Source organism: Corynebacterium sp. (assembly GCF_030532325.1).
Taxonomy (GTDB): domain Bacteria; phylum Actinomycetota; class Actinomycetes; order Mycobacteriales; family Mycobacteriaceae; genus Corynebacterium.
This window is the reverse complement of record NZ_JAUNLS010000005.1, coordinates 61,448-85,859: the sequence shown is the minus strand read 5'-3', so window position 1 is coordinate 85,859 and position 24,412 is coordinate 61,448. Positions and strand designations below refer to the sequence as shown.

Below are 24,412 nucleotides of genomic sequence, written 5' to 3'. Positions count from 1 at the left end.
AGGGTCAACTCCACCCCCTCAACCACGGGCGGTAGGATCGCAGCCATTATGAAGCTGCTTTCCACCGCCCTTTCTCATGTCGCCTCCCTGGCAGGAAAACCTGCCCAGACCCGCGATGCGTACACCGGAGTTGAGTTCAACCTGGGATTCGAGGTCAGCCACTACGAGCTCGACCTCACCTACCGCGTTGAGCCCAACCTCCTGCAGGGCGAGGCAGTCCTTCACCTCACCGCCCTGGAGGATCTGGACAGGCTCACGCTGGATCTCGGCGGGGCGATGGTCCCGCGCCGCATCACGGCCAAGCATGCCCCGCGTGTGGCCAAGTTCCGCCAGTCGGGCGGCAAGCTGCGGCTGAGCTTTGCGGAGACCGTCGAGGAGGGCACGGAGTTCACCCTGCACATCCGCTACGGCGGCACCCCGCGCCCGCTGCGCACCGTCTGGGGCGAGATCGGCTGGGAGGAAACGGAGTCCGGCGCGCTGGTGGCCAGCCAGCCCAACGGCGCGCCCAGCTGGTTCCCCTGCGATGACACCCCGGGCGAAAAGGCCACCTACGATATCCGCATCACCGCCGATGATCCCTTTACGGTGATCTCCAACGGCACCCTGGTGTCCAAGAAGAAGGCCAGCGGCTCAACCACCCGCTGGCACTACCGCACCCAGCACCCCATGGCCACCTACCTGGCCACGGTCCAGGTGGGCGAGTTCACCACGATGCCGCTCGGGCGCAACACCACCGCGTGGGCGCCGGCGGATCTCCAGTACAACGTGCTGGAAGAGTTCGCCCGCCAGCAGGAGATGCTCGATTTCCTCTCCTCCCTCTTTGGCCCCTACCCCTTCCCGGATTACCAGGTGGTCATCACCGAGGACGAGCTGGAAATCCCTCTGGAGGCGCAGGGCCTGTCCATCTTCGGCTCCAACCACGTCCAGGGTGATCACCGCTTCGAGCGCCTCATCGCCCACGAACTCTCCCACCAGTGGTTTGGCAACTCCGTGGGGCTTAAGGAGTGGAAGGACATTTGGCTCAATGAGGGCTTTGCCTGCTACAGCGAGTGGCTGTGGCACGAGCACGCCCACGGGGTTCCGGCGCACAATTCCGCGCACGCCCACTACCAGGTGCTGGCCCGCAAGAAGCAGGACATCATCATCGGCGATCCGGGCGCGCGCGATATGTTCGATGACCGCGTCTATAAGCGCGGGGCGCTCACGGTGCACGCCCTGCGCCGCCTGCTTGGCGACGCCCCCTTCTTCCACGCCGTCCGCGGCTACCTCGCCGCCGCCCAGCACTCCGTGGTCACCCCGGAGTCACTCATCAGCCGCATGCGGGAGGCAGCTACCAACCCGCAGGACGTCGATGAGCTGCTCACGCAGTGGCTGGAACAGCCGGAGCTGCCGCGCTTTCCCGCGTAGCCTGGCCATACGCTTCCACGCGCCATCGTCGCCCTGCTGATCGTCGCTCAGCCGACCTGAGAGCGCATGCTCTACACTGGAACACCATGCGCAGAATGCTTGTTACCGGCGGCGCCGGATTCATTGGAGCAAACTTCGTCAGGCTCGTGGCCCAGCAGCGGCCCGAGGTAGAGATCACCGTGCTGGACAAGCTCACCTACGCGGGCAATCGCGCCAATCTCGACGGCGTCGATGCGCGCCTGGTGGTAGGAGACATTGCTGATGAGGGGGTCGTCGACAAGCTCGTGGCCGAGTCCGACACCGTGGTGCACTTCGCCGCGGAATCGCACAACGACAATTCGCTGCGCGATCCTTCGCCCTTCATCCACACCAACCTGGTGGGCACCTTTAGGCTGCTCGAGGCCGCGCGCCGCCACGACGTGCGCTTCCACCACGTTTCCACCGATGAGGTCTTCGGGGACCTGGAGATCGGCGCCGATACCTACTTCACCGAGTCCACGCCCTATAACCCCTCCTCGCCCTACTCGGCCACCAAGGCCGGCTCCGATCACCTGGTGCGCGCTTGGGTGCGCAGCTTTGGGCTGCGGGCAACGATCTCGAATTGTTCCAACAACTACGGGCCCTACCAGCACATCGAGAAGTTCATCCCGCGCCAGATCACCAATCTGCTCGACGGCCAACCGGCCAAGCTCTACGGCACCGGCGAGCAGGTGCGCGACTGGATTCACGTCGATGATCACAACGAGGCAGTCCTGGCCATCCTGGACCGCGGGCGGCTGGGCGAGACCTACAACATCGGCGCGGATCAGGAGGACACCAATAACCGCCAGGTCATCGAGATCCTCTGCGAACTCATGGGCGCGACCCGTGACGGCCAGCCCCTCTACGAGCACGTGGCTGACCGCCCCGGGCACGATCAGCGCTACGCCATGGACGCCAGCAAGCTGCGCCGCGAGCTGGGCTGGGCCCCGCGCTACACGGATCTGCGCGAGGGGCTGGCCGCCACCATCGAGTGGTACCGCACGCATGAACAGTGGTGGCGCCCGTTTAAGAAGGACGTCGAGGAAGGCTACGCCAAGCAGGGGCAATAGCACCAGGCTGCAAAAGACCAGTCAGAATAGGACCAAGCAGAGGTAGAAAGAAGACTCCATGAAGGTCACCCCCACCCCCATCGAGGGCCTACTCATCGTTGAGCTGGACGTGCACGGCGATAACCGCGGCTGGTTCAAGGAGAACTGGCAGCGCGAGAAGATGGTGGCCGCTGGGCTGCCGGACTTCCAGCCGGTACAAAACAACGTCTCCCACAACGCCGCTGGTGTGACCCGCGGGCTACACGCCGAGCCCTGGGACAAGCTGGTCAGCGTGGCTAGCGGCCGGGCCTTCGGCGCGTGGTGCGATCTGCGCGAGGGATCTGAGACCTACGGTCAACTGGTCACCCACGAGCTGCGCCCCGACGTGGCGGTCTTCGTGCCCCGCGGCGTGGCCAACGGCTTCCAGGCCCTCGAGGAGTGCGCCTACTCCTACCTGGTCAACGATCATTGGTCGCCGGAGGCCACCTACACCTGCGTGAACCTCGGCATGGTGGACTGGCCGCTGGAGCCCACCGAGATCTCCGAGAAGGACAAGGCGCACCCGCAGCTTGCTGCGGTTTCTCCCATGCCCGCCCGCCGCATCCTGGTCACCGGGGCCAACGGGCAGCTGGGCCGGGCGCTGAAGAAGCTCCTGCCCGCAGCCGGCCTGGGACCGGTGGAGTTCTGCACGCGCGCAGACTTTGACGTGACCTCGCCTGCCCCGCGCCCGTGGAAGCAGTACTCCGCCATCATTAATTGCGCGGCCTACAACGACGTCAATAGTGCCGAGACGGATCGCGCCGGTGCCTGGGCCGTCAACGCCGAGGCCCCCGCCCAGCTGGCGCGCATCGCCGCGGCGAACAGCCTCACCCTGGTGCACGTCTCCTCCGATTACATCTTTGATGGCAGCCAGGAGGTCCACACTGAGGAGGAGCTGCCCTCCCCGTTGTCTGCCTACGGCGCCTCCAAGGCCGCCGGCGAGACCGCCGCGCGCACAGCCCCGCGCCACTTTGTCATCCGCACCTCGTGGGTCTTTGGTGACGGCCCCAACTTCATGGGCACCATGCGCGCGCTGGCTGCGAAGAATGTGCAGCCGAAGGTGATTCATGATCAGCGCGGGCGCCCCACCTTTGCGGAGGACCTAGCCAAGGGCATCATTCACCTGCTGCGCACCGAGGGCGAGTCCGAGTACGGCGTCTACAACATCTCCAACTCCGGGGACGTGGTGGGCCGCGACGAGATTGCCATGGCCGTGTTCACCGGGGTGGGCCACGATCCTTCCGAGGTCACGCCCGTCAGCACCGAGCAATACCGCGAGATCGCCGGGCCGGAGGCACCCCGCCCCAAGGAATCCACACTCAGCCTGGACAAGATTCAGGCCACCGGCTTCACACCCATGAACTGGCGGGCCGCCCTGGCGCTCTACCTGGGCCTTTACCCGGCTTAACACCCAGTTTTCGCCGAACATAACACCTAGCTTCACACTTAGCATCACACAGTGTGAAGCTGGGTGTGAAGTTGGATGGGAAGCTCGGGGCAGGCTCAGCGTGACGCTGGCTGCAGAGCCTAATGTTAGGCTTGACCTCCATGAAGGGCATCATCCTCGCAGGCGGCTCCGGCACTCGCCTCTACCCCATCACCAAGGGCATCTCGAAGCAGCTCATGCCCATCTATGACAAGCCCATGGTCTACTACCCGCTGAGCACCCTCATCCAGGCGGGTATCCGGGAGATCCTCATCATCACCACCCCGGAGGATTCCGCGGCTTTCCAGCGCCTGCTGGGCGATGGCTCCCAGCTCGGCCTCCAACTCCACTACGCCGTCCAACCCAAGCCGGAGGGCCTGGCCCAGGCCTTCCTCATCGGCGAGTACTTCATCGGCGAGGATGACGTCGCCCTCGTGCTGGGAGATAACATCTTTGATGGCCACGGTTTCTCCACCGCGCTGGCCGAGTGCCGCAGCCCGCAGGGAGGCATCATCTTTGCCTACGAGGTCTCCGATCCGCAGCGCTACGGCGTGGTAGAGTTCGATGCCCACGGCCAAGCGCTGTCCATCGAGGAAAAGCCCACCCACCCCAAGTCCAGCCACGCGGTGGTGGGCCTGTACTTCTACGACAACTCCGTGGTGGAGATTGCCAAGTCCATCACCCCCTCCGCGCGCGGGGAGCTGGAAATCACCGCCGTCAACGAGGAGTACCTGCGCCGCGGGCAGCTGGGCGTTAAGCGCATGCAGCGCGGCGATGTCTGGCTGGACACCGGCACCGTGGACTCCATGAGTGAGGCCTCCGCTTACGTGGAGGTCATGCAAAAGCGCACCGGCACGGTCATCGGCTCCCCGGAGGTCGCGGCCTTCCGCGAGGGATTCATCGACGCTGCCGAGTTGAACGATCTGGCCCAGCCGCTGCTCAAATCCGGCTACGGCGACTACCTGCTCGCCGCCGCGCGGGAGGACGCCCAGCCCGCCAACTAAGGGCCCAACTAAAGGTACTGCGCGAAGTAGGCTGCCGGAGGCAAAGACGTTAGAGTAGTCGCATGCCAATCTCATACGACGAGCCCATTAGCAGCGACTCCAAAAAGTCAGCCTTGTCCACCATCAACCCGCTGGTCTGGGCGCTGCTCGCGATCATCGTCGTGCTCGCGCTCGTCGTCGGCCTCCTGCTCGGCGAGCGCAACTCCGGCGAGGATAGCGCGGCGCAGGGCGAGGCGGCTTCGACAAGCGCGCCCGCGCAGGACGCAGCGCACGGCGCCGGCCAGGACTCTGGGCAGGACTCCAAGCAGAACTCAGCGGCTCAGGCCACCCCGGGCACCAAGTTCGCCGACGGCTCCGGCGACCCCATGATCTTCGGCCCGGGCAAGGACGTGCGCTCCACCACCGACGTCACCGCCGTGCACCGCCGCAAGGACAACGACCCCTTCGCCATCGGCGCGGTGGATGCCCCCGTGGTCATTTCTGAGTTCTCCGACTTCGAGTGCCCCTTCTGCTCCCGCCACACCAACGCCACCGAGCCCACGTTGCTCAAGGAGTACGTGGACAAGGGCCTGGTGCGCATCGAGTGGAATGACTTCCCCGTCAACGGCCCGGCGGCCGTGGAGGCGGCCAAGGCCGGGCGCGCCGCGGCGGCACAGGGCAAGTTCATCGAGTTCAAGCACGAGCTCTACACCGCCAGCAAGGACATCAAGGGCCACCCCGAGTTCGATATCGAAGACTTCGTCGGCTTCGCCGAAAAGGCCGGGGTAAAGGATGTGGATACCTTCCGTGCGCAGGCCACCGACGGCACCTATGAGGACGTGGTCAAAAAGGCCACCGCCTACGCCGCGCAGATCGGCATCACGGGCACCCCGGCCTTTGTGGTGGGGGATCAGTTCATCTCCGGGGCGCAGCCGCTGGAGGTCTTTGAGCAGGTCATCGACGAGCAGCTGAAGAAGGCGGCCAATGCCTAAGCCGCCGCTCATCGTCTGGATCTTCGTGGGCCTCGTCATCCTCACCGCGCTACTCGGCGGGTACGCACTGGGGGTGAGCCTGTGAGTATCGGTATCGTCGGTGCGTTCTTCGCGGGCGTGCTCACCCTCATCAGCCCGTGCTCGGCGCTGTTGGTGCCCGCGTTTTTTGCCTACGCCTTTACCTCCACCCGGCAGCTGGTGGGCAAGACGCTGCTCTTCTTCCTGGGGCTGTGCGTGACCCTGGTGCCCATCGGCACCGGCCTGGCGGCGTTCTTTGCGCAGTACCGGGACCAGGTCATCCACGTGGCCGGCTGGATCATCATCGCCCTGGGCGTGTATACCGCGCTCGGCGGCGGCTTCCGCATCCCTGGCATGGCCGCCGCGAGCGGCAAGGCCCGCGGGCGCGTATTCCTGCTGGGAGCGGTGTATGGCTTCGCCGGATTCTGTGCCGGCCCGCTTTTGGGTGCGGTGCTGACGACGGCCGCCGCCTCCGGCTCAGCGGGCTACGGCGCGCTCATCATGGTGGTCTACGCGCTGGGCATGGCCGCGCCGCTCTTCGTGCTGGCGCTGGTGTGGGACCGCTTCGACGTCGGCTCTTGGCGCTGGTTGCGCGGGCGCGAGCTCAGCCTCGGGCCGCTGCGCACCAACTCCATCTCGGTGCTCTCGGGGCTGCTCTTCGTGGTGATCGGCGTGCTGTTCATCCTGAGTAACGGCACCGCCGCCCTGCCCACGGCCCTGGACACCGATGCCCAGTTTGCCCTGCAGGATCAGGTGCGCCGCTTCAGCGAGGGCATCCACGACGCCTGGGTGTGGTTTGCGCTCTCGCTGGCGGCGACCGTCGGCGTGGGTATCAAGGCTGCGCGCACCGAGGCGCGTTAGTAGCCACGCGCGACGTACTCGTCGATGCGCGCCGCCTCCGCCTCGATGGTGGTGGCGTCCCCGTGACCGGGCAGCACGCGGGTCTCCGGCGGCAGGTTGAGCACGCGGTTGCGCAGGGACTCGATGATGACGTCGAAGTCCGAGTACTTGCGCCCCGTCGCACCCGGCCCGCCGTTGAAGAGGGTATCGCCCGAGAGCAGCGTGGACTCGCCGGCGAGGTAGAGCACCACGCAGCCCGGCGAGTGGCCCGGGGTGTGGAAGACCACGAGGTCGCCGTCGCCCACGGTGAAGCGCTGGTTATCCTCCAGCGGGACGAACTCCGCCTCGGCGTGGGTCTCCTCCCACAGCGGACGATCATCCGGGTGAAGGTAGACGGACACACCGTAGTGCTCGGCCACCTGCGGGGCCAGCTCGCAGTGATCGTTGTGCGCGTGGGTGAGGATCACGCCCTTGACGGTACGCTTGCCCACCTCCTCGTAGACGCGCTCGGCGTCGTGGGAGGGGTCGATGATGTAGCACTCGGCGTCACTTTCCGCGCTGCCGGCCGCCACGATGTAGACATTGTTGTCCACATCCCACTCCCCGCCATCAAGGCGGAACTTTCCTGAGGTCACAAAGGTATCGATGATCATTTAGAGCTCCACTACGGATCGGAGAACCTTGCCGGCCTTCATGGTAGCGAAGGCCTCTTCGACGTCGCCGAGGCCGATGCGCTCGGTGACGAAGTCCTGCAGCGGGAAGCGCCCCTGCAGGGAGAGGTCGACGTACATGGGGAAATCGCGCTCCGGCAGGCAGTCGCCGTACCAGGAGGACTTGAGCGAGCCGCCGCGGCTGAAGAAGTCGATGGCCGGGATGTCGAAGCGGTCCGTGAGGTTGGGCACGCCCACCATGACCATGCGGCCGGCCAGGTCGCGGGAGTAGAAGGCCTGGCGGGTGGTGGCGGGAATGCCCACGGCGTCGATGGTGACGTCGGTGCCAAAGCCCTCGGTGAGCTCGCGGACGGCCTCGATGACCTCCTCCTCAGACTTGCCGGCGCCCTCGATGATGTGTGTGGCGCTGAACTTCTTGGCCAACTCCAGCTTCTCCGGGTCAAGGTCCACGGCGATGACCTTGGAAGCCCCGGCCAGCACGGCACCGGCCACCGCGGCCATGCCCACGCCGCCGCAGCCAAAGACGGCCACGGACTCGCCGCGCTTGATGTCGGCGGTGTTGACGGCCGCGCCCAGGCCGGCCATGATGCCGCAGCCCAGCAGACCGGCGGCGGCCGGGTCAGCCTCGGCGTTGACCTTGGTGCACTGGCCCTCGTGGACGAGGGTCTTCTCCGCGAAGGAGCCGATGCCCAGCGCCGGGGTGAGCTCGGCACCAGCGTCTGAGTCACCCTCGGCCAGCGTCATCTTTTGGGAGGCGTTGTGGGTGTTGAAGCAGTACTTGGGCTCGCCGCGCTTGCAGGCGCGGCACTCGCCGCACACGGCGCGCCAGTTGAGCACCACGAAGTCACCGGGCTGCACGTGGGTGACGGCCGAGCCCACGGACTCCACCACACCAGCGGACTCGTGGCCGAGCAGGAAGGGGAAGGCGTCCTCGATATCACCATCGCGGTAGGCCAGGTCCGTGTGGCACACACCGCAGGCCTGGATCTTGACGACGACGTCGTGCTCACCCGGGGCGGGCACCACAATGTTGACAGTCTCCACGGGAGCGCCCTTCGCGCGGGCGATGACCCCCTGAACTACCTGAGATTTATTTTCATTAACGTTTTCATTAGCCATAGGCCCGAGGGTACACAGTTCCCCCGGCAGGTTCCCCCGGGTGCCTCGCCGCGGACTTAGGAGCCGGCCAGAACGTTGGCCACGTGCTCCTGGCCGCGGGCGTTGAGGTGCAGCGGCAGGTTGCCCGGGCCAGCGGTGAAGTCCACCAGGCCCGCCCACATGCGCTTATCCGCGTTGGCGCACATGCCGTTGTAGGTGGTCGCCGGCTTCATGTCCACAAACTCCACGCCGGTGGCGTTGGCCAGATCCACCTGCATCCACTGGGCAACGTTCTCGTAGCGCTGCACCTGCGGCAGGTAGGTGGCATCCGCCGGGGACTGGCCAAAGTGCAGCAGGCAGTAGCGGTCACCGCTGCCGATGGTGGGGTAGCCGACGATCTGGATGCGGGCGTTCGGCGCGGCCTGGCGAATCTTGTGGATGATCGGCGCGGTGGCGCCCACCCAGCGGGCGCGCAGGTCGGCGTCAGAAAGCTTGCCGTTGTTATAGGTGTCATTGAAACCCGCCGCGAAGATGACGCGCTGGGTATCCGGGGTGAGCTTGCCGCGGTTGATGGCATCTTCCACCTGCACCTGGATCTTCGGGCCCACGGACATGGTCACCGCGCCGGAACAGGAGAAATCATCCACCGGCATGCCCAGCTTGGCGCCGAGGCGCTTGGCGTAGTTGAAGCCGGACGGGCAGTTGAGGCCCGGGGCCTTGTTCTCAGAACTCATGCGGGCCACCAGGTACTGATCCAACTGCGGGTCTGCCAGGACGGAATCACCGAAAGCCACCACGTTGCGCTCCGCAGCCGCGGCGTGCGGCGCGATACCGGCACCGAGTGCCAGGGCCATACACACGGCGGCGACTCGACGTACAAGCTTCATTATTGACTTCCTCTCTATGCCACACCGCACGGACGGGTCAACGGGACGTCTCATAGGGTTGAGGCCAACTTTCAAGAATAGGGTGTTTAGGGGTTAGGGGTAGAATCCTCTAGAATCTTAAAGCTTCTTCATGCTCAGGGCGCGCCAAATGCGTTCCCTGCCAAAAATATACTACAGTAGAGGCCCGTCACAACCGCAACACCAGCAACATGCCGTGTTAGTTCTGCGCTCCTGACCCTGCCACCCCGGCCCTGCCGCCCTGTCCCTGCCACCGATGCCTGAGGAATACCCGTGCACCTTTCTGACTTAAGCTTCCACGCCGGCGCGCTCGCGCGCTTCGTGCCCTGCCTCTTCCGCTCCGGCATCATCAGCACCGAGGGAGGCCCCCGCGCCCTGGCACAGACCTTGCCGGTGCTGGCCCGCTACCGCTTCACCACCGCCCGCGAGATTGAGCAGGGCTACCTCACCCGCCCGGAACGCCTGGCGCTTATCGACGACGACGGCGCCCTCACCTACCGCCAACTGCGCAACCAAGCGCGGGCCTTCGCGCAGTACCTACGCGGGCTCGACCTGCCGGAGATCCGCCTGGGTGTCATGGCCCGCAACGGCCGCGGAATCATCCTGCCGCTGGGCGCGAAGGGCTACGCCGGCGCGCACATCTTCCTGCTCAACGTGGGCTCCTCCCCGGAGCAGCTGGCCGGCTGCATCAAGGAAAATGACATCAACGTGCTTGTCATCGACGACGAGTTCATCGACCGCGTGGACCCCGCCGACCTCGACGCCATCACCGTCATCCTCGGCCACGTCCGCGAGGACGCCCCCGGCACCCAAGGCGAATACGCCCGCCAGGTCACCGGCCGCGAGCTAGCCACCCTGGCGCAGATCATCATGGACACCCACGGCACGGACAAGCTGCCGCACGCCCCCAAGCACGGCAACATCGTGCTCATGTCCTCCGGCACCACGGGGATTCCCAAGGGCATCATGCGGCCTGAACCCACCTTCCCGGTGGTGCTCGCCTCCATCGTGGGCACTATCCCCTGGCGCGCCAACCAGCGCGTGCAGCTCACCGCGTCCATCTTCCACACCTGGGGCTGGGCCTGCGTCAACATCGCGTTGGCGCTACGCAACACCATTGTCACCCGGCGCGACTTTGACCCCGAGCTCGCCCTCGACGATATCCAGCGCTACCGTCTCGACGGCTTGCTTTCCTCCCCCGTCTTCTTCCGCCAGATGGTCGAGGCCGATCCTCACGGGCGCTTCGACACCTCCTCACTCACCTTCATCGCCTCCGCGGGCCACGCGCTGACCCCGCAGATCGTCGAGGAGACCAACGGACGCTTCGGCCCCATCCTGTGCAATGTCTACGGCTCCACGGAGCTCGCGCTGGCCTCGACGGCCACCATGCAAGAGGTGGCCAAGGACCCCACCATCGGCGGCAAGATCGCCTCGGGCACCAAGCTGCGCATCCTGGACAAGGAGGGCCACGAGGTCCCGCGCGGGCAGGTGGGCGAAATCTACCTCACCAACTCCACCGCGCTCATCGGCTACACCAACCCGAACATCCCCCTCAACAAGGTCGATGGCCTCATCTCCATCGGAGACCTGGGCTACATCGACGGCGAGGATTACCTGCACGTGGTGGGGCGCGCCGACGACATGATTATCGTGGGCGGGGAGAACGTGCACCCACAGTCGGTCACGGAGGTCCTCGAGGCCATGCCCGGCATCGCCGAGGTGCACGCCGGCGGCGTGGAGGACGCCGATACATTTCAGCGCATCGCGGTGTGGGCTGTTACCACCCGCGATGCGCTGGGTAAGGCCGTCACGGCCGAGTCCATCCGCGACTGGGTCCGCGATAACCTCGCGGACCACTCCGTGCCGCGCGACGTGCACTTTCTAGAGAGCTTGCCGCGCAACGCCACCGGCAAGGTGGTGCCGCGTCTGCTCAAGCACTAGGCGCGGTGGAAGCGCGCGGCGACGCTGCCAAGCGCAGCGCTGCCCTGTTGGACAAGCTCCACCGAGTCCACCTGCTGCGGCGTGGGGCACACCACCGGGGTGATGAGGTTGATGCCCTTGGCCCGCAGATCCGCGGCGTCCACCGCGATGATCGGGGTACCGGCGCTGACCCTATCCCCCTTGGTGGCCAAGGCGGTGAAGCCCTCGCCCTTCAGGTTCACGGTGTCCAGGCCGATGTGCACGAGCAGGTCAACGCCCTCATCGGTCTTCATGCCGAAGGCGTGGCGGGTCTTGAACACCATGGTGATGGTGCCGTTGGCCGGCGCGCAGACATCGAAGACATCCGTCGCCGGCGGCTCGACGGCAAAGCCGTCACCCACCATGCGCTCGGCAAAGGTCGGGTCAGGCACCTGGGAAAGGTCCACGACGGTACCCTCGAAAGGCGCGCGCACCTCGAGCACACCTGGCGCCTCGCTTGCTGACGCCCCTCTTGCCGCCGGCGCCGCCGCAGCTGCGCCCGCGGCCGCACCACTGGTCGCCGCACCGGCGGTGTCCGCGCCACTGGCCTTCGCGCCGCTGAGCACCGGGGAACCGTGGCGCAGCTGGTGGCTGACTTCGTCGTACATGAACTGCACGGCCGGGCCCACGATGACCTGAACGCTCTTGCTATCCGGGTGGATGACCCCGGCGATGCCGGCGCGCTTGATGGTGGCGTCGTTGACCACCGCGCGGTCCTTCACGCCCACGCGCAAGCGGGTGGTGCAGTAATCCAGAGAATCGATGTTCTCCTTACCGCCCAGGCCCTCAATAATGCGGGCGGCTTGGGCCGCGGTCTTGCTGTCCCCGCTGAGCTCGTCGGCGTCGTCAACTTCGGCGCCAGCGTCAGCGTCATCGAGATCGTCCTCGCGGCCCGGGGTCTTCAGGTTCAGCCAGCCGATGAGGAAGTAGAAGATGACAAAGTAGAGCACGAAGAAGACCACGCCCATGACCAGCAGCATGTACCACTTGTTGGCCAAGGGGTTGCCGGAGGAGAGCACCATGTCCACAAAGCCGGCGGAGAAGCCGAAGCCCGCGGTCCACTCCATCGCGGAGGCGATAAACACCGACAGGCCCATGAGCAGCGCGTGCACCACGTAGAGCAGCGGGGCGACGAACATGAAGGAGAACTCCAGCGGCTCGGTCACGCCAGTGAAGAAGGAGGCCAGGGCGCCAGCAGCCATGAGGGAGCCGACGACCTTGCGGCGCTTCTTATCCGCGCGCAGGTACATGGCCAGCGCGGCGCCGGGCAGGCCGAACATCATGACCGGGAAGAAGCCGGCCTGGTACTGGCCCACCACGCCCTTGACGGAGCACTGGCCGTCGGCCCACACGCCGGGGCAGTCCGCGGCCGAGGTGGCCGCCGCGGCGGCGTCGATAGTGGCCTGCCCGGACTGGAAGTTGCCGATGTCATTAATGCCAATCACATCGAACCAGAAGATGGAGTTCAGGGCGTGGTGCAGGCCGGTCGGGATGAGCAGGCGGTTGAACACGCCGTAGATGCCGGCGCCGAGAGCACCCAGGCCCTGGATGGAGTCACCGAAGTTAAACAGGACGTTGTAGATGAACGGCCACAGGAAGTACATCACGCCGGAGACAGCGATGGCCACAAAAGCGGTGATGATCGGCACCGCGCGGCGGCCGGAGAAGAAGGCCAGGAAGTCCGGCAGCTTAGTGGTGTGGAAGCGGTTATACGCCCACGCCGCGAGCACGCCGGCCAGGATGCCAAAAAGCACGTTGCCGCCGCCCACGGCGTTCCAGCCCTGGGAGGCCCACTCGAGGGCGGCGTCGCCAGTCAGCGCCGTGGGGTCCTCAATGCCCTTGTACACCGCGACGGCGTCGGGGCCCAGGAGCTTGACAAAGGTGGCAAAGGCCAAGAAACCAGAGAGAGCGGCCGCGCCGTTGGAGTCCTTGGCCAGGCCAAAGGCGATGGCGATGGCGAAGATCCAGCCCAGGTTATCCAGAACGGCGCCACCTGAGCTGATGAGGATTTGCGCGATGAAGTTATCGTCGCCGGCAGTGCGGGCAATCCAGTAACCCACGCCGCTGAGAATGGCGGCAACGGGCAGGACTGCGACGGCGCCCATGAGCGCCTTTCCCAGCCGCTGCAGCGGGCCCATGACGTTCATTTTCATGGTGGAGTCCTTTCGGAGAAGAGAACGGGTTCGATAGGGAAACAGGGGTATTAGCCAAAGAGCTGCCACTCGGGGCGGTGCTGCTCAGCAAAGAGGTAGTACTCGCGATCCTCCAGGCGGGAGGCGGCGGCCTCGTCGACGATGACCGTGGCCCGCGGGTGCAGCTGCAGGATGGACGCCGGGCAGTGCGCCGAGAGCGGGCCCTCCGCCATGGCGGCAACGGCCTGCGCCTTGTTGGTGCCGGTTGCCAGCATGAGCAGGTGGCGGGCCTCGCTGATGGTGCCCAGGCCCTGGGTCAGCACGTGGCGCGGCACCTCGTCCATGCTCTCGAAGAAGCGGGCGTTATCGCGCAGGGTCTGCGGGTGCAGGGTCTTGATGCGGGTGCGCGAGCGCAGGGAGCTGGAGGGCTCGTTGAAGCCCACGTGGCCGTTGGCGCCGATGCCGAGCAGCTGAATGTCCACGCCGCCGGCATCGCGAATGGACTTGTCGTAGGCCGCGGCCGCCTCGCCGGCGTGCTCCGCGGTGCCGTCCGGGCTCTTGACCAGGGAATCGTCGAAGTCGACGTGGCTGGTGAATTCGCGGCGGATGGTGGCGTAGTAGGACTGCTCGTTCTCCCGTGCCAGGCCGACGTACTCGTCGAGCAGGAACGCGCGGCTGCGGGCGAAGCTGACCTCCCCGCGCTCGTGGCGGGCAATGAGCTCCTGGTACATGGCCACCGGGGTGGATCCCGTGGCCAGGCCGAGGGTCGCCCCGGCGTTGGCGTAGTGGGCGAAGATGCCCGCGGCCTCCTTGGCCACGTCACTCGGGGTCTTGCGGATGAGGATTTCCATGATGTGTGTCCTTCCTTGCCTGCTTAAGGCTTGCTTGAGGCTTGCTTTAGTTGCTGGTGAATTCGCGGCCGGCCACCACGACGCGCACCGGCTCGCCCTGGGCGTTGAGCCCCACGAGATTTGCGTGCTTGCCAGCGCCAATCCGGCCCAGGCCCTCCTCCCCCATGACGTCCGCCGCCGTGGTGGAGGTGAACGCCACCGCGCGCCCCACGCCGTGGCGGGCGGCGAAGCGGGTGAACTGCTGGGCCAGCGTGGAGGTGCCGCCGGCGATGGCGCCGGTGCCCACGCGGGCCACCCCGCCGCTGACGGTCACGGCCAGCGGGCCGAGCTCGTAGGCGCCGTCGGCCATGCCGGCGGCGGCCATGGCGTCGGTGACCGCGAACGCGTGGGGGCTGTAGGCGAGGTCCACGGTGGCGTCGTCAAGATGCACCCCGTCGGCGATGAGCTCCACGGCCACCTGCCCGCGCTCGGCCGCGTTGAGCAGCGCCGCCACCGGCCCGGGGGCGCGATGGTGAAGAGAAGGCATGGCGTTGAACAGGTGCGTGCCGGTCACAGTCACGCCCAGCTCACGCGCCTTGGCAATGACGTCCATGGTGGTCTGGTAATCCGCCACCGTGTGGCCCAGGCTGGCGATGATGCCGTGCTCAGCACACACGCCCAACAGCTCGTCCGCACCCTCCGTCTCCGGGGCGAAGGTGATAGAGCGCAGGTAACCCTGGGCGGCGTTGATGACCGCGCGGAAGAAGTCAGGATCCCCCGGCACGATGCGGCTGGGGTCCTGCGCACCACACTTGTCGGCGGCGATGAAGGGGCCCTCCATATGAATGCCAGCGATCTCACCCTCGGCGGCCAGCCGCGCCAGCAGCTCCGCGCGGAAGCACAGCTCATCGCGGGTATCGGAGACCATACTGGCTAGCAGCGTGGTGGTTCCCTGGCTGCGGTGGAAGCGCGCGGCGGCGAGGCAGTGCTCATAGTCCGCGTTGGGGAATCCGCCGCCATTGCCGCCGTGGTTGTGGAGGTCTACGAAGCCGGGGACCCACAACAGCTCGTCCGGGCGCTGTGGCCGCGATTCCTCGCTCCCCTCGACGCGCTCAATGCGCTCGCTGAACTCCAGGGTCCCGCGGCGCACGGTGAAGTTCTCATCTACAAAGAGGCCTTCGACGCGCCCCGGGCGTGTGCTCTTCGTCGGTGTTGTCATGACGAGTTCTTTTCTATGTTCATGAGCAGTTATCCAACCGCTCGCACTCCGCCTATCAGGGCTTTTAGGGTTTCCCTGCGCGCTTGTTGGGGCACGCAGCCCGATTCACGGCTGGCCAACGGTCAATTCCCAAGTTTAGCGAAACGTTTGCATAGAACGGAAGACTTTGGCGCGGAAAAATATTCAACGCCACAGTGCTCACCTCAATGCGGCGCCTCCCGTTCGGCCGCGACCCCGCCACTCCGCCGCCTCGGCCCACGCAGCCTTCACGGCCGTCCCGCCGCTGCCTCGGCCCGACCGCGGTACGTTTTTGCAAATATAGACCTGCGCAAACGTTCCCAAATTCCCCTTCCCCGTCAAAACGTACCGCGCGCTGCCGGCCAGCACGCCGCCTCCTCCTTGGAGGTCTCCCCACTGCACAATCACGGATCAAACCCCGCGGATCGGAGGCGGATTTTGCAATGGAGAGTCGAGCACTCCACTTTGCCCAACCTTTGGCCGCCCCTTCCCTTTTCTCGCTCCTCCGCCAAAGCACCCGTCGCCTTCGAGTGGGGTCCCGAGCACCAGGAAAGCGCGAGGCAGCGAGGAGAGAAAGGAAGGGCAGTAAGAGAAAAGACCGAAGGTGCGCTAATTGAACACGCATTGAAAACGGGAAAGCTCGATTTAAGCCGAAAAAGCATATATGCCTCCGGCTGACGTGCCTTCTGGATTCCAGCTGCCTGCCGCAACGGCAAGGCCCCGGCCAACCACAAAGAAGGGTAAGCCGGGGCTTCACGGAGCCGCCTGCGAGAATCGAACTCGCGACCTTTTCATTACGAGTGAAACGCTCTACCGACTGAGCTAAGGCGGCGCGCTGCGCACACTAGTGAGCGCAACAGTAGGCAAGTCTAGCGCAGGGCGACGGCGCGAAAGAAATCGGCGCTGATTCCTCCGAAAATTCGCCTCTTAGCGCACCCCACAGGCCTGACGCAGCCTGCCGATCATGCCATCAAAAGCCACCTGGGGAGTCACATTCTGCGGCAGCTGCTCGCGGCAGGTGCGGATGGCCTGCTGCGCTACCAGCAGGCCGTCCTCGCTGACCTTCTGCGCCAACTCACTGGCTAGACCCGCAAAGTCCGGGTGGGTCATCTCCACGTCCGCGCCCACCTTGACCATGAGCGCGTCGCGGTAGATGCCGGCAAGATCAAGTAGGGCGAGATCGAGGCCGTCGGCAATGCGGCGCTTGGCGCGCTTCTTATGCAGATCCTCCAACTCCTTGAGCGCACTGCGCGCATCCCGCTGCGCCTTGGCCGCACCCTTGCCCTTCGCGCCCACGCCAAAGGAACGCTCCAGATCAGCCAGCTCCTTGGCATTCGACTCGTCGTGCGAGGAGTTCTCCTCCTTCTCAATGAACTTGAGCAAAGCCGTCACCGCCTGAAAGGCCTGGGAACCGTGAAAAATGTCCTCCGCCAGGTTGATGGCCATCGCCCGGCGCTTTTGCGCCCCAGCCTCATTGACCAAGTGGCGCGCCCTGCCCACGTGGCGCAGCGTACTCACCGCGGCCAGACGGGCGTCGTGCTCATTCGCGCCTTCCGCCACGAGCAGCTTGACCACGCCCTCCACACTCGGCGCCGGAATGTAGAGGTGGCGGCACCGCGAGCGCAGCGTCTGCGAGAAGTCCTGCGGGTCCTCCGAAGGCGCCACCATGACAATCACCGTGCGCTCCGGCGGCTCCTCCACCGTCTTGAGCAGCGCGTTCGCCGCCTCATTGCGCAGGCGATCCGCCTTGTTAAAAATCACCACCCGCCACGGAGCCACACTGGGCATGCTGGCCGCACGGCCGATGATTTCTCGCACCTCACCCACGGTGATGAACTGTTCCTTGGGATCCACGTACACCAAATCCGTGTGCTTCTGATTTTCTAGAATGCTCCTGCACGATTCACAGCGCCCGCAGCCCGGATCCCCGTTGTCATCCGCCGAGGTACACATCAGCGCCGCCGCAAAACACTGCGCCGTCAGCGAACGCCCCGCACCGGGCGGGCCAGTAAAGAGCCACGAGTGGCTCATCGCACGCGGATCCCCCTGCCCACGAGCGGCGCGGGCAGCGCCGAGCACCACCTCAGCCACACCCGGGGTGTCTGCCAATCGTTGCGCAACGCTTCCTGTATTCACTCGCCCTAGCCTACTGGGATAACTAGAGTATTTAGGCATGAACAAACTTGTGCGTGGCATCCGCTGGCTCTGGGGCACCCAATGGCCTGTCTACGCTGCGCTCGTTTTGGGCTCCAACATCGTCGGCGCCATCGCGATCATGACCTTCGTGGTCTTCTTCCTGCCCATGCCGGAGATCGATTCCTTCATCGACAACGCGCAGAACCTCACGCTCATCGGCACCTGCTTTGTAATCTTCGCCATCCTCATCGGCGTGGCGGTGACCTTGCTGCTTTTTCGGCCCGTCCTGGACTGGCAGCGCAGCCCCGATGACCATGATCCCAACATGGTGCGCAACCTCGTTTTGCGCATCCCGGTGTATCAGGCCGGGGTCGCCGCCGCGGTGTGGGCTTTGGGCATTGTGTTGGCGGTCGTCGTCTGTGCGCAGGAGTCCGGCCGGCTCGCCGTGGTCGTGGGTGTGTCCACCACGCTGGCCGGCGCACTCGTTGTCCTCTTGACCTACCTGCAGGCAGAACGCCTCGTGCGCCCTGTCGCCGCCGAGGCCGTGGCCCGCCGCTTTGAGGATTCCACCCTGGAGCCGCCCATCAAGTACCGCCTGCTGTCTACCTGGATGATGACCTCGGGCATCCCGCTGCTGGGCATCGTGCTGGTCATCATGGGCCAGCGCCAGGGCATGTTCACAGCTAACGACGCCGACATCATGCCCGCCGTCATCGCCCTGGCCCTCACCGCCGGCGGCACCGGCCTCATGGGAACCTACTTCGCCATGATGAGCGTGGTGGATCCCATCCTCGAGCTGCAGGACGCCATCAACCGGGTGCGCCGCGGCGATAGGAACGTCGAGGTAGACATCTACGACGGCTCCGAGCTCGGCGTGCTGCAGGCTGGCTTCAACGAGATGATGCGCGGGCTGCGCGAGCGCCAACGCGTGCGCGATATCTTCGGCCGCTACGTCGGCGCGGAGGTGGCCCAGCGCGCGCTGGAGGAAAGGCCGGAGCTCGGCGGTGAGGACCGCAAGGTCGCCGTGCTCTTCATCGACGTCATCGGCTCCACCACCTTCGCGGTCAATCACACCCCGGAGGAGGTCGTGGAGGAGCTCAACAAGTTCTTCGAGCACGTCGTCGAGGTGGTCCACCGCAACAAGGGCATCATCAACAAGTTCCAGGGCGACGCCGCCCTCGCCGTCTTCGGTGCCCCGCTCAACGTCTACGACGCTACCTCCCTCGCCCTCCAGGCCGCCCGCGAGCTGCGCCAGGAGATCCGCGGTCTCGAGCTGCAGGCGGGCATCGGCGTGGCCGCCGGGCACGTGGTGGCCGGCCACATCGGCGGCGCGGATCGCTTCGAGTACACCGTCATCGGCGACGCCGTCAACGAGGCCGCCCGCCTCACCGAGCTGGCCAAGGACACCCCCGGGCAGGTGCTCACCAACGCCGCCACTCTGCGCGGGGCCAACGAGGCCGAGCAGGCCCGCTGGACGCTGATGAAATCCATCGAGCTACGCGGCCGCCACCGCATGTCGCAACTCGCGCGGCCGATACGTTCGACACTCGCCGAGCGCGCCGAGCTGTAGTTAAACTGCGGGCATGCATCACGACCGCCTTCTTTTTCCTGACGTAGCCCGCGGCCTCGCGTTGCTAGGAATCGCCCTGGCCAACGTATGCACGGCGTGGATTGCCACCGAGCACTTCGGCGGGGTGGACACCACCGCCGATAAAACCTACGCCGTCTTTTCCGCCATGTTTGTTCATGTGCGGGGACTGCCCATGTTCTCCACTCTCCTGGGCTTCGGCGTGGGCCTCATCACGATGAGCCTGTGGCGGAAAGGGTTCCCGCTGCGTCGGGCACGGGTGGTCATCGCCAAGCGCTACGGCTATCTGGCGCTCTTCGGCGCACTGCACCTCATCTTCCTGTTCTACGGCGACATCATGATGTTCTACGGCTTGGGCGGCATTGTCATCGCCCTGTGCCTCTCGCTCACGGACAAGGTGCTGCTGCGCGCGTCCTACGTGCTGTTGGGGTTACAGGCTCTGCTCGGCATTGCGCTGGCCGTCCTCTTTGGCATTCTCGGCGGCGCCGAACCCTCGATCGCCGCCGAATTCTCCACCGCCGAACTCGACATGGACGCGGAATCCTACCCCATGCTCCTGCTGTACAACCTCGGCATGTTTTTCGCGCAGCTTCTTTCCTCGCCGGTGTACCTGCTGCAGCTGCTGCCGGTGATGTTCATCGGCTTCGTGTGGGCGCGGCGCGGCACCCTGGCCAGGGCCGAAACTCGCGAGCTCATGCCGTGGATACTCATCCTAGTGGCCGTCATCTTCCTGGTGGGGCTGCCCTGGGGTCTGGCCGCCATTGGCGTGCTGCCCACCGCGCTGGAGCTTCCCCTGGAGATGGTCAACAGCACTCTCGGTATCCTCACCGGCCCTGGCATCGTGGCGCTCACGGCCCTAGCGCTGCGCTCGGTGCGCGGCCTGCCGTGGTGGCTGTGGCCGTTGGCGGCTCTGGGCAAGCGCTCCATGACCGGCTACCTGCTGCAATCCGTGTTTTTCTTCGCGCTGGTGCACCCGTTTACGCTCAACATCGGCCATGACTTCGGAGCCTTGGGCCTGGGGCTACTCGCCGCTGGTGTGTGGCTGGGCACGCTGGTGATTGCCTGCATTCTGGAGGCCACTGGCAAGCCGGGGCCCTTCGAGTGGGTGCACCGCCGCTTGTCCTATGGCCCCACGATGCAACCACAGATGGTGCCTGCCCAGCAGGCACTGCCGGCGAGTTTGCCGGGGGCTAGCGGCGCGTAAGGGCGTCGACAAGCAGCACAGTGCCCGCCGTGTGCGTGAGGGATTCCAGGATCCCTCCGCGGGCAACCACCGTCAGTGCCTCCGAGAAGAGCAGCAGGTTCGCGCCGTGGCTGGCGCCCATGGTCTCCTCCGCGCGCAGCTGCGGATCCCCGGCCAGGGCGGAGGTCGCCGCCACCGCGGCACCCGCCACCGCCGCCGCCCCGCGCTCAGCTGGCGTGCGTGCCGCGATGATTCCCGCCGCCCAGGCCGCAGCCCGCAGACCCCAACCGAGGGCGTCGTTGCACGCGTGACGCAGCTCCCAGGCAAACGCGGCATGCTGGGCACCCACGCACGCCACGCCCAGCGGGGTGGGCCCGCCGAGGACCTTGGCCACCTGCCCCGCAGCGCCGGCCAGCACGCCCGCGCGCAGCACGGGTGAGGCCTTAGCCGGCCACAGCGGCACGGCGGTGGCGGCGATGTTGATGCGCTTCCAGCCAAAGAGCCGTGCCCACGCGGCGGTCTCCCCCGCGGCCAGGAAGGCCAGGGTGGGAAGATCGCGCCCGGACAGCGCGGGGGCCACCGCGCGGATTCCGGCGCGCGCTCCCTCGACAGTGCGCTCGGCAAAGTCGCTGGCGGCAGTGATGACGGTGGCGCGCAGATTCATGCGGGGCTCCTCGTTCTTCTTCGTGCCGTGCTAGCTCTGTGCTGTGCTAGCTCTTGCGGCTGCCGGCCTTGACCACGTTCTTGGTCAGGGTCGGCGCCTTCTTGGCGGTCGACTTCTTAGTGGCCTTGGCGCCGCTCTTCTTGGTGGTCTTCTTCGTGCTCTTCTTTGCGGTCTTCTTGGTCGACTTCTTCGCCGACTTCTTCGCAGCCTTCTTGGTGCTCTTCTTAGCCCCGCCCTCGGCGGCCTCCTTGGCGCGGCGCTCGGAGAGCAGCTCGTTGGCGCGGGCGTCGGTCAGCGTGGCGGGATCATCGCCGCGGCGTAGCGAGGCGTTCGTGGTGCCATCGGTGACATACGGGCCAAAACGGCCGTCCTTGACGGTCATCGGCTTGCCGGAGACGTCGTTATCGCCCAGCTGCTTCAGCGGCGGCTGCGCGGCGGCGCGGCCACGGCGCTTCGGCTCCGCGTAGATACGGCGGGCCTCATCCAGGGTGATGCTGAAGATCTGCTCTTCGTTGGCCAGCGAACGCGAGTCGCTGCCCTTCTTCAGGTAGGGGCCGTAGCGGCCGTTCTGCGCGGTGATGACCTCGCCCTCGTCCACACCCACCTCGCGCGGGAGGCTGAGCAGCTTCAGTGCTTCCTCCAGAGTGACGGTGGCGGGCTCCATGGACTTAAACAGCGAGGCCGTCTTGGGCTTGAGCTTCTCCTCAACGTATTCGTTGATGCGCTTTTCCTTCTGCTTCGCGGCAGTCTTGGTCTCCCAATTCTTGGCGCGCTTGCCCTCGGCCTTGCGCTCGGCGTCCTCGGCCTCACGCTCGCGCTTGACCACCTCCTCGGCTTCGGCCTCGGCGATCGAGCGTTCGTCCTCACGCACCAGCTCGGTGACGTAGGGGCCAAAGCGGCCCTCCTTGGCCACGATCATGCGGCCGTTATCCGGGTTGGTGCCCAGCTCGCGCCCGCCCTGCGGGGTGGCAAAGAGCTTCTCTGCCAGCTCCTCGTTGAGCTCATCCGGGGTGGTGGTCTCCGAGAGGTTGGCTCGCTGGTATTCGATGCTGCCGTCCGGGTTGGTGCCCACGGCGCGCTCGATGTAGGGCCCGTAACGGCCTACGCGCACGAAGACGTCGCGGCCCTCGCTGTCGGTGTAGAGCTTGAGCGAGTTGACCTGGCGGGCGTCGATGGCCTCCAGGTTGATATCGATGAGGGACTTCAAACCGCCGTGGCGGGCAATAGAGGCCGCCTTCTGATCGGAGGCTTGTTCGTTGCCAAAGTAGAAGCTGGTGATCCAGTCCGTGCCGTTTTCCGTACCGGCGGCGATGGCATCGAGCTCATCCTCCATGGAGGAGGTGAAGTCATAGTCCACCAGCTCCGCAAAGTTGTTCTCCAGCAGGCCAACCACCGCGAAGGCCACCCACGAAGGCACCAGCGCGTTGCCACGGGAGAGCACGTAGCCGCGGTCCTGGATGGTCTTGATGATGGACGCGTAGGTAGACGGGCGCCCGATGCCCAGGTCTTCCATCTTCTTCACCAGGCTGGCCTCGGTGTAGCGGGCCGGCGGGTTGGTGCGGTGACCGTCGGCGCTGATCGCGGTGGTGGTCAGCGTGTCGCCCTCCTCGAGGTGCGGCAGGCGGGATTCGCCCTCGCCGCCCTTCGAGTCCTTGCCAGACTTGCCGTTCTTGCCGGCCTTGGGCTCGATATCCTCGTAGGCCTTAAGGAAGCCCGGGAAGGTAATCGTGCGGCCGGTGGCGGAGAAGTCCGCGTTCTCCACGCCGGCTGCCCCCACCGGGGTGCTCACGGTGACCTTCATCGAGGTGCCCTTGGCGTCCGCCATCTGGCAGGCCACGGTGCGCTTCCAGATGAGCTCGTAGAGTTTGAACTCTTCGGCATCGAGCAGCCCGGAAAGCTCGCCCGGGGTGGCAAAACGCTCACCGGCCGGGCGGATGGCCTCGTGGGCCTCCTGGGAGTTTTTCACCTTGCGGTCGTAGATGCGCGGGGAGTCGGAGACGTACTCGGCGCCGAAGATGGAACGCGCAGCCTCGCGGGCGGCGTCCAAGCCCTGCTTGGACAGCGAGGTGGAGTCCGTACGCATGTAGGTGATGTGGCCGTTTTCATAGAGGCGCTGCGCAATGCGCATGGTGCGCTCCGAGGTGTAGTGCAGGCGGCGTCCGGCCTCTTGCTGCAGCGTGGAGGTCATAAACGGCGCGTAGGGGCGGCGCGTGTAGGGCTTGTGCTCCACGCTGGCCACCGTCATGGTGGATCCCTCCAGGGCGCTGGCCAGCTGCGTGGCCTGCTCCTGCTTGACGACGACCACCCCATCACCCTTGAGTTGGCCACGGTCATCGAAGTCACGGCCCACCGCCACGCGCTTGCCGTCGAGGGCGGCCAGGCGCACGTCGAAGTCCGGGGTGGACTGCAAGGTAGCGGTGAGGTCCCAGTACTCGGCCGGGATGAAGGCCATGCGCTCGCGCTCGCGCTCAACGATGACGCGGGTGGCCACCGACTGCACACGGCCGGCGGACAGGCGCGGCATGACCTTCTTCCACAGCACCGGGGAGACCTCGTAGCCGTAGAGGCGGTCGAGGATGCGGCGGGTCTCTTGGGCGTCGATAAGATTCTCATCCAGCTCGCGGGTGTTTTCCGCGGCCTCGAGGATGGCGGACTTGGTGATCTCGTTGAAGACCATGCGGCGCACCGGCACCTTGGGCTTGAGCACCTCAAGCAGGTGCCAGGCGATGGCCTCGCCCTCGCGGTCGGGGTCTGTGGCCAGGTAGAGCTGATCGCACTGCTTCAGCTTGGCTTTGAGGTCAGCGACCTTCTTCTTCTTGTCCGGGCTGATGACATAGAGCGGGGTGAAGTTATCCTCCGGGTTCACGCCGAGGCGCGCCCAGGGCTCCTTCTTGTACTTGGCAGGAACGTCGGCCGCGCCGCGCGGAAGATCGCGAATGTGGCCCACGGAGGCTTCCACGATGTAGCCGTCCCCCAGGTACGGCTGGATTTTCTTCGCCTTGGTCGCCGACTCGACGATGACCAGAGTCTTTCCCTGGCCGGTAGCTTCTGCCACTTCGACTTCATCCCTTTCGATGGCTGGCCCTAACATGCGAGCAATGTGCCCTTAGAGTACACAGTTAACAGGACACTGTACTTATTAAGGGAAGTACACGTCTATTACTTTGCCTGTGCACTTTCTGTCAGACACACAGTGTTATACACGCTGCGTTGTATAGTGGTCGAGTCGAGTGC

General features: G+C 65.7%; 18 protein-coding genes and 1 tRNA gene. 9 read left to right on the top strand and 10 right to left on the bottom strand.

Features of this window, described 5'->3' with window-relative positions; translation table 11 throughout:
• The first annotated feature begins 48 nt into the window (after nucleotides 1-48).
• From Q4E25_RS04545 to Q4E25_RS04520, 6 genes are all read left to right on the top strand, one after another.
• A complete protein-coding gene (locus tag Q4E25_RS04545) occupies nucleotides 49-1,407 on the top strand; it encodes a M1 family metallopeptidase (protein WP_303154525.1) in 1,359 nt (452 codons plus the stop codon).
• Nucleotides 1,408-1,502: 95 nt separating this feature from the next.
• Nucleotides 1,503-2,498 (top strand): dTDP-glucose 4,6-dehydratase, encoded by a 996-nt coding sequence (gene rfbB / locus Q4E25_RS04540; RefSeq protein ID WP_303154630.1) that lies wholly within the window; start codon nucleotides 1,503-1,505, stop codon nucleotides 2,496-2,498.
• Nucleotides 2,499-2,556: 58 nt separating this feature from the next.
• Nucleotides 2,557-3,924 carry a bifunctional dTDP-4-dehydrorhamnose 3,5-epimerase family protein/NAD(P)-dependent oxidoreductase gene (locus tag Q4E25_RS04535; protein ID WP_303154523.1) on the top strand — a complete coding sequence of 456 codons (1,368 nt, stop codon included), beginning with the start codon at nucleotides 2,557-2,559 and terminating at the stop codon, nucleotides 3,922-3,924.
• 140 nt (nucleotides 3,925-4,064) lie between these two features.
• On the top strand, nucleotides 4,065-4,946 hold the full coding sequence (gene rfbA / locus Q4E25_RS04530) for a glucose-1-phosphate thymidylyltransferase RfbA (protein WP_303154520.1): 882 nt from the start codon (nucleotides 4,065-4,067) through the stop codon (nucleotides 4,944-4,946).
• Between the two features lie 62 nt (nucleotides 4,947-5,008).
• Complete coding sequence (locus tag Q4E25_RS04525) at nucleotides 5,009-5,917, top strand: thioredoxin domain-containing protein (RefSeq protein WP_303154518.1); 909 nt, start codon at nucleotides 5,009-5,011, stop codon at nucleotides 5,915-5,917.
• A gap of 81 nt (nucleotides 5,918-5,998) precedes the next feature.
• Nucleotides 5,999-6,796 carry a cytochrome c biogenesis CcdA family protein gene (locus Q4E25_RS04520; RefSeq protein WP_303154516.1) on the top strand — a complete coding sequence of 266 codons (798 nt, stop codon included), beginning with the start codon at nucleotides 5,999-6,001 and terminating at the stop codon, nucleotides 6,794-6,796.
• On the opposite strand, the gene Q4E25_RS04515 is transcribed toward Q4E25_RS04520, so the two are convergent.
• Genes Q4E25_RS04515 through Q4E25_RS04505 form a run of 3 tightly spaced genes read right to left on the bottom strand, consistent with a single transcriptional unit; the run spans nucleotide 6,793 to nucleotide 9,431 of the window.
• On the bottom strand, nucleotides 6,793-7,428 hold the full coding sequence (locus tag Q4E25_RS04515) for an MBL fold metallo-hydrolase (protein ID WP_303154515.1): 636 nt from the start codon (nucleotides 7,426-7,428) through the stop codon (nucleotides 6,793-6,795). The two genes, Q4E25_RS04520 and Q4E25_RS04515, sit on opposite strands and share 4 nt — an antisense overlap.
• Entirely contained in the window at nucleotides 7,429-8,565 is a 1,137-nt protein-coding gene (locus Q4E25_RS04510) for an S-(hydroxymethyl)mycothiol dehydrogenase (RefSeq protein WP_303154514.1), read from the bottom strand.
• A gap of 56 nt (nucleotides 8,566-8,621) precedes the next feature.
• Nucleotides 8,622-9,431: a GDSL-type esterase/lipase family protein gene (locus Q4E25_RS04505; RefSeq protein WP_303154512.1), complete on the bottom strand. Its 810-nt coding sequence runs from the start codon at nucleotides 9,429-9,431 to the stop codon at nucleotides 8,622-8,624.
• Nucleotides 9,432-9,722: 291 nt separating this feature from the next.
• On the opposite strand from Q4E25_RS04505, the gene Q4E25_RS04500 reads away from it, so the two are divergent.
• A complete protein-coding gene (locus Q4E25_RS04500; RefSeq protein WP_303154510.1) occupies nucleotides 9,723-11,390 on the top strand; it encodes an AMP-binding protein in 1,668 nt (555 codons plus the stop codon).
• On the opposite strand, the gene nagE is transcribed toward Q4E25_RS04500, so the two are convergent.
• The 5 genes from nagE to Q4E25_RS04475 form a co-directional block, all read right to left on the bottom strand.
• Nucleotides 11,387-13,561, bottom strand: a complete 2,175-nt coding sequence (gene nagE / locus Q4E25_RS04495; protein ID WP_303154509.1) for an N-acetylglucosamine-specific PTS transporter subunit IIBC — start codon at nucleotides 13,559-13,561, stop codon at nucleotides 11,387-11,389. The two genes, Q4E25_RS04500 and nagE, sit on opposite strands and share 4 nt — an antisense overlap.
• A gap of 50 nt (nucleotides 13,562-13,611) precedes the next feature.
• Entirely contained in the window at nucleotides 13,612-14,391 is a 780-nt protein-coding gene (gene nagB / locus Q4E25_RS04490; protein WP_303154508.1) for a glucosamine-6-phosphate deaminase, read from the bottom strand.
• A gap of 46 nt (nucleotides 14,392-14,437) precedes the next feature.
• A complete protein-coding gene (locus tag Q4E25_RS04485) occupies nucleotides 14,438-15,589 on the bottom strand; it encodes an N-acetylglucosamine-6-phosphate deacetylase (protein WP_303154505.1) in 1,152 nt (383 codons plus the stop codon).
• 777 nt (nucleotides 15,590-16,366) lie between these two features.
• Nucleotides 16,367-16,439 (bottom strand) — tRNA-Thr (locus tag Q4E25_RS04480).
• A gap of 95 nt (nucleotides 16,440-16,534) precedes the next feature.
• Nucleotides 16,535-17,782 carry a DNA polymerase III subunit delta' gene (locus Q4E25_RS04475; RefSeq protein ID WP_303154503.1) on the bottom strand — a complete coding sequence of 416 codons (1,248 nt, stop codon included), beginning with the start codon at nucleotides 17,780-17,782 and terminating at the stop codon, nucleotides 16,535-16,537.
• Here Q4E25_RS04475 and Q4E25_RS04470 point away from each other — a divergent pair.
• Both Q4E25_RS04470 and Q4E25_RS04465 read left to right on the top strand, forming a co-directional pair.
• Nucleotides 17,781-19,313, top strand: coding sequence for an adenylate/guanylate cyclase domain-containing protein (locus Q4E25_RS04470; RefSeq protein ID WP_303154501.1), 1,533 nt, complete (start codon nucleotides 17,781-17,783; stop codon nucleotides 19,311-19,313). The two genes, Q4E25_RS04475 and Q4E25_RS04470, sit on opposite strands and share 2 nt — an antisense overlap.
• Before the next feature lie 13 nt (nucleotides 19,314-19,326).
• A complete protein-coding gene (locus Q4E25_RS04465; protein WP_303154499.1) occupies nucleotides 19,327-20,535 on the top strand; it encodes a DUF418 domain-containing protein in 1,209 nt (402 codons plus the stop codon).
• Here the strand turns inward: Q4E25_RS04465 and Q4E25_RS04460 are convergent.
• Complete coding sequence (locus tag Q4E25_RS04460) at nucleotides 20,522-21,178, bottom strand: hypothetical protein (RefSeq protein WP_303154498.1); 657 nt, start codon at nucleotides 21,176-21,178, stop codon at nucleotides 20,522-20,524. The genes Q4E25_RS04465 and Q4E25_RS04460 overlap by 14 nt on opposite strands.
• A gap of 46 nt (nucleotides 21,179-21,224) precedes the next feature.
• On the bottom strand, nucleotides 21,225-24,233 hold the full coding sequence (gene topA / locus Q4E25_RS04455; protein WP_303154495.1) for a type I DNA topoisomerase: 3,009 nt from the start codon (nucleotides 24,231-24,233) through the stop codon (nucleotides 21,225-21,227).
• Between the last annotated feature and the right edge of the window lie 179 nt (nucleotides 24,234-24,412).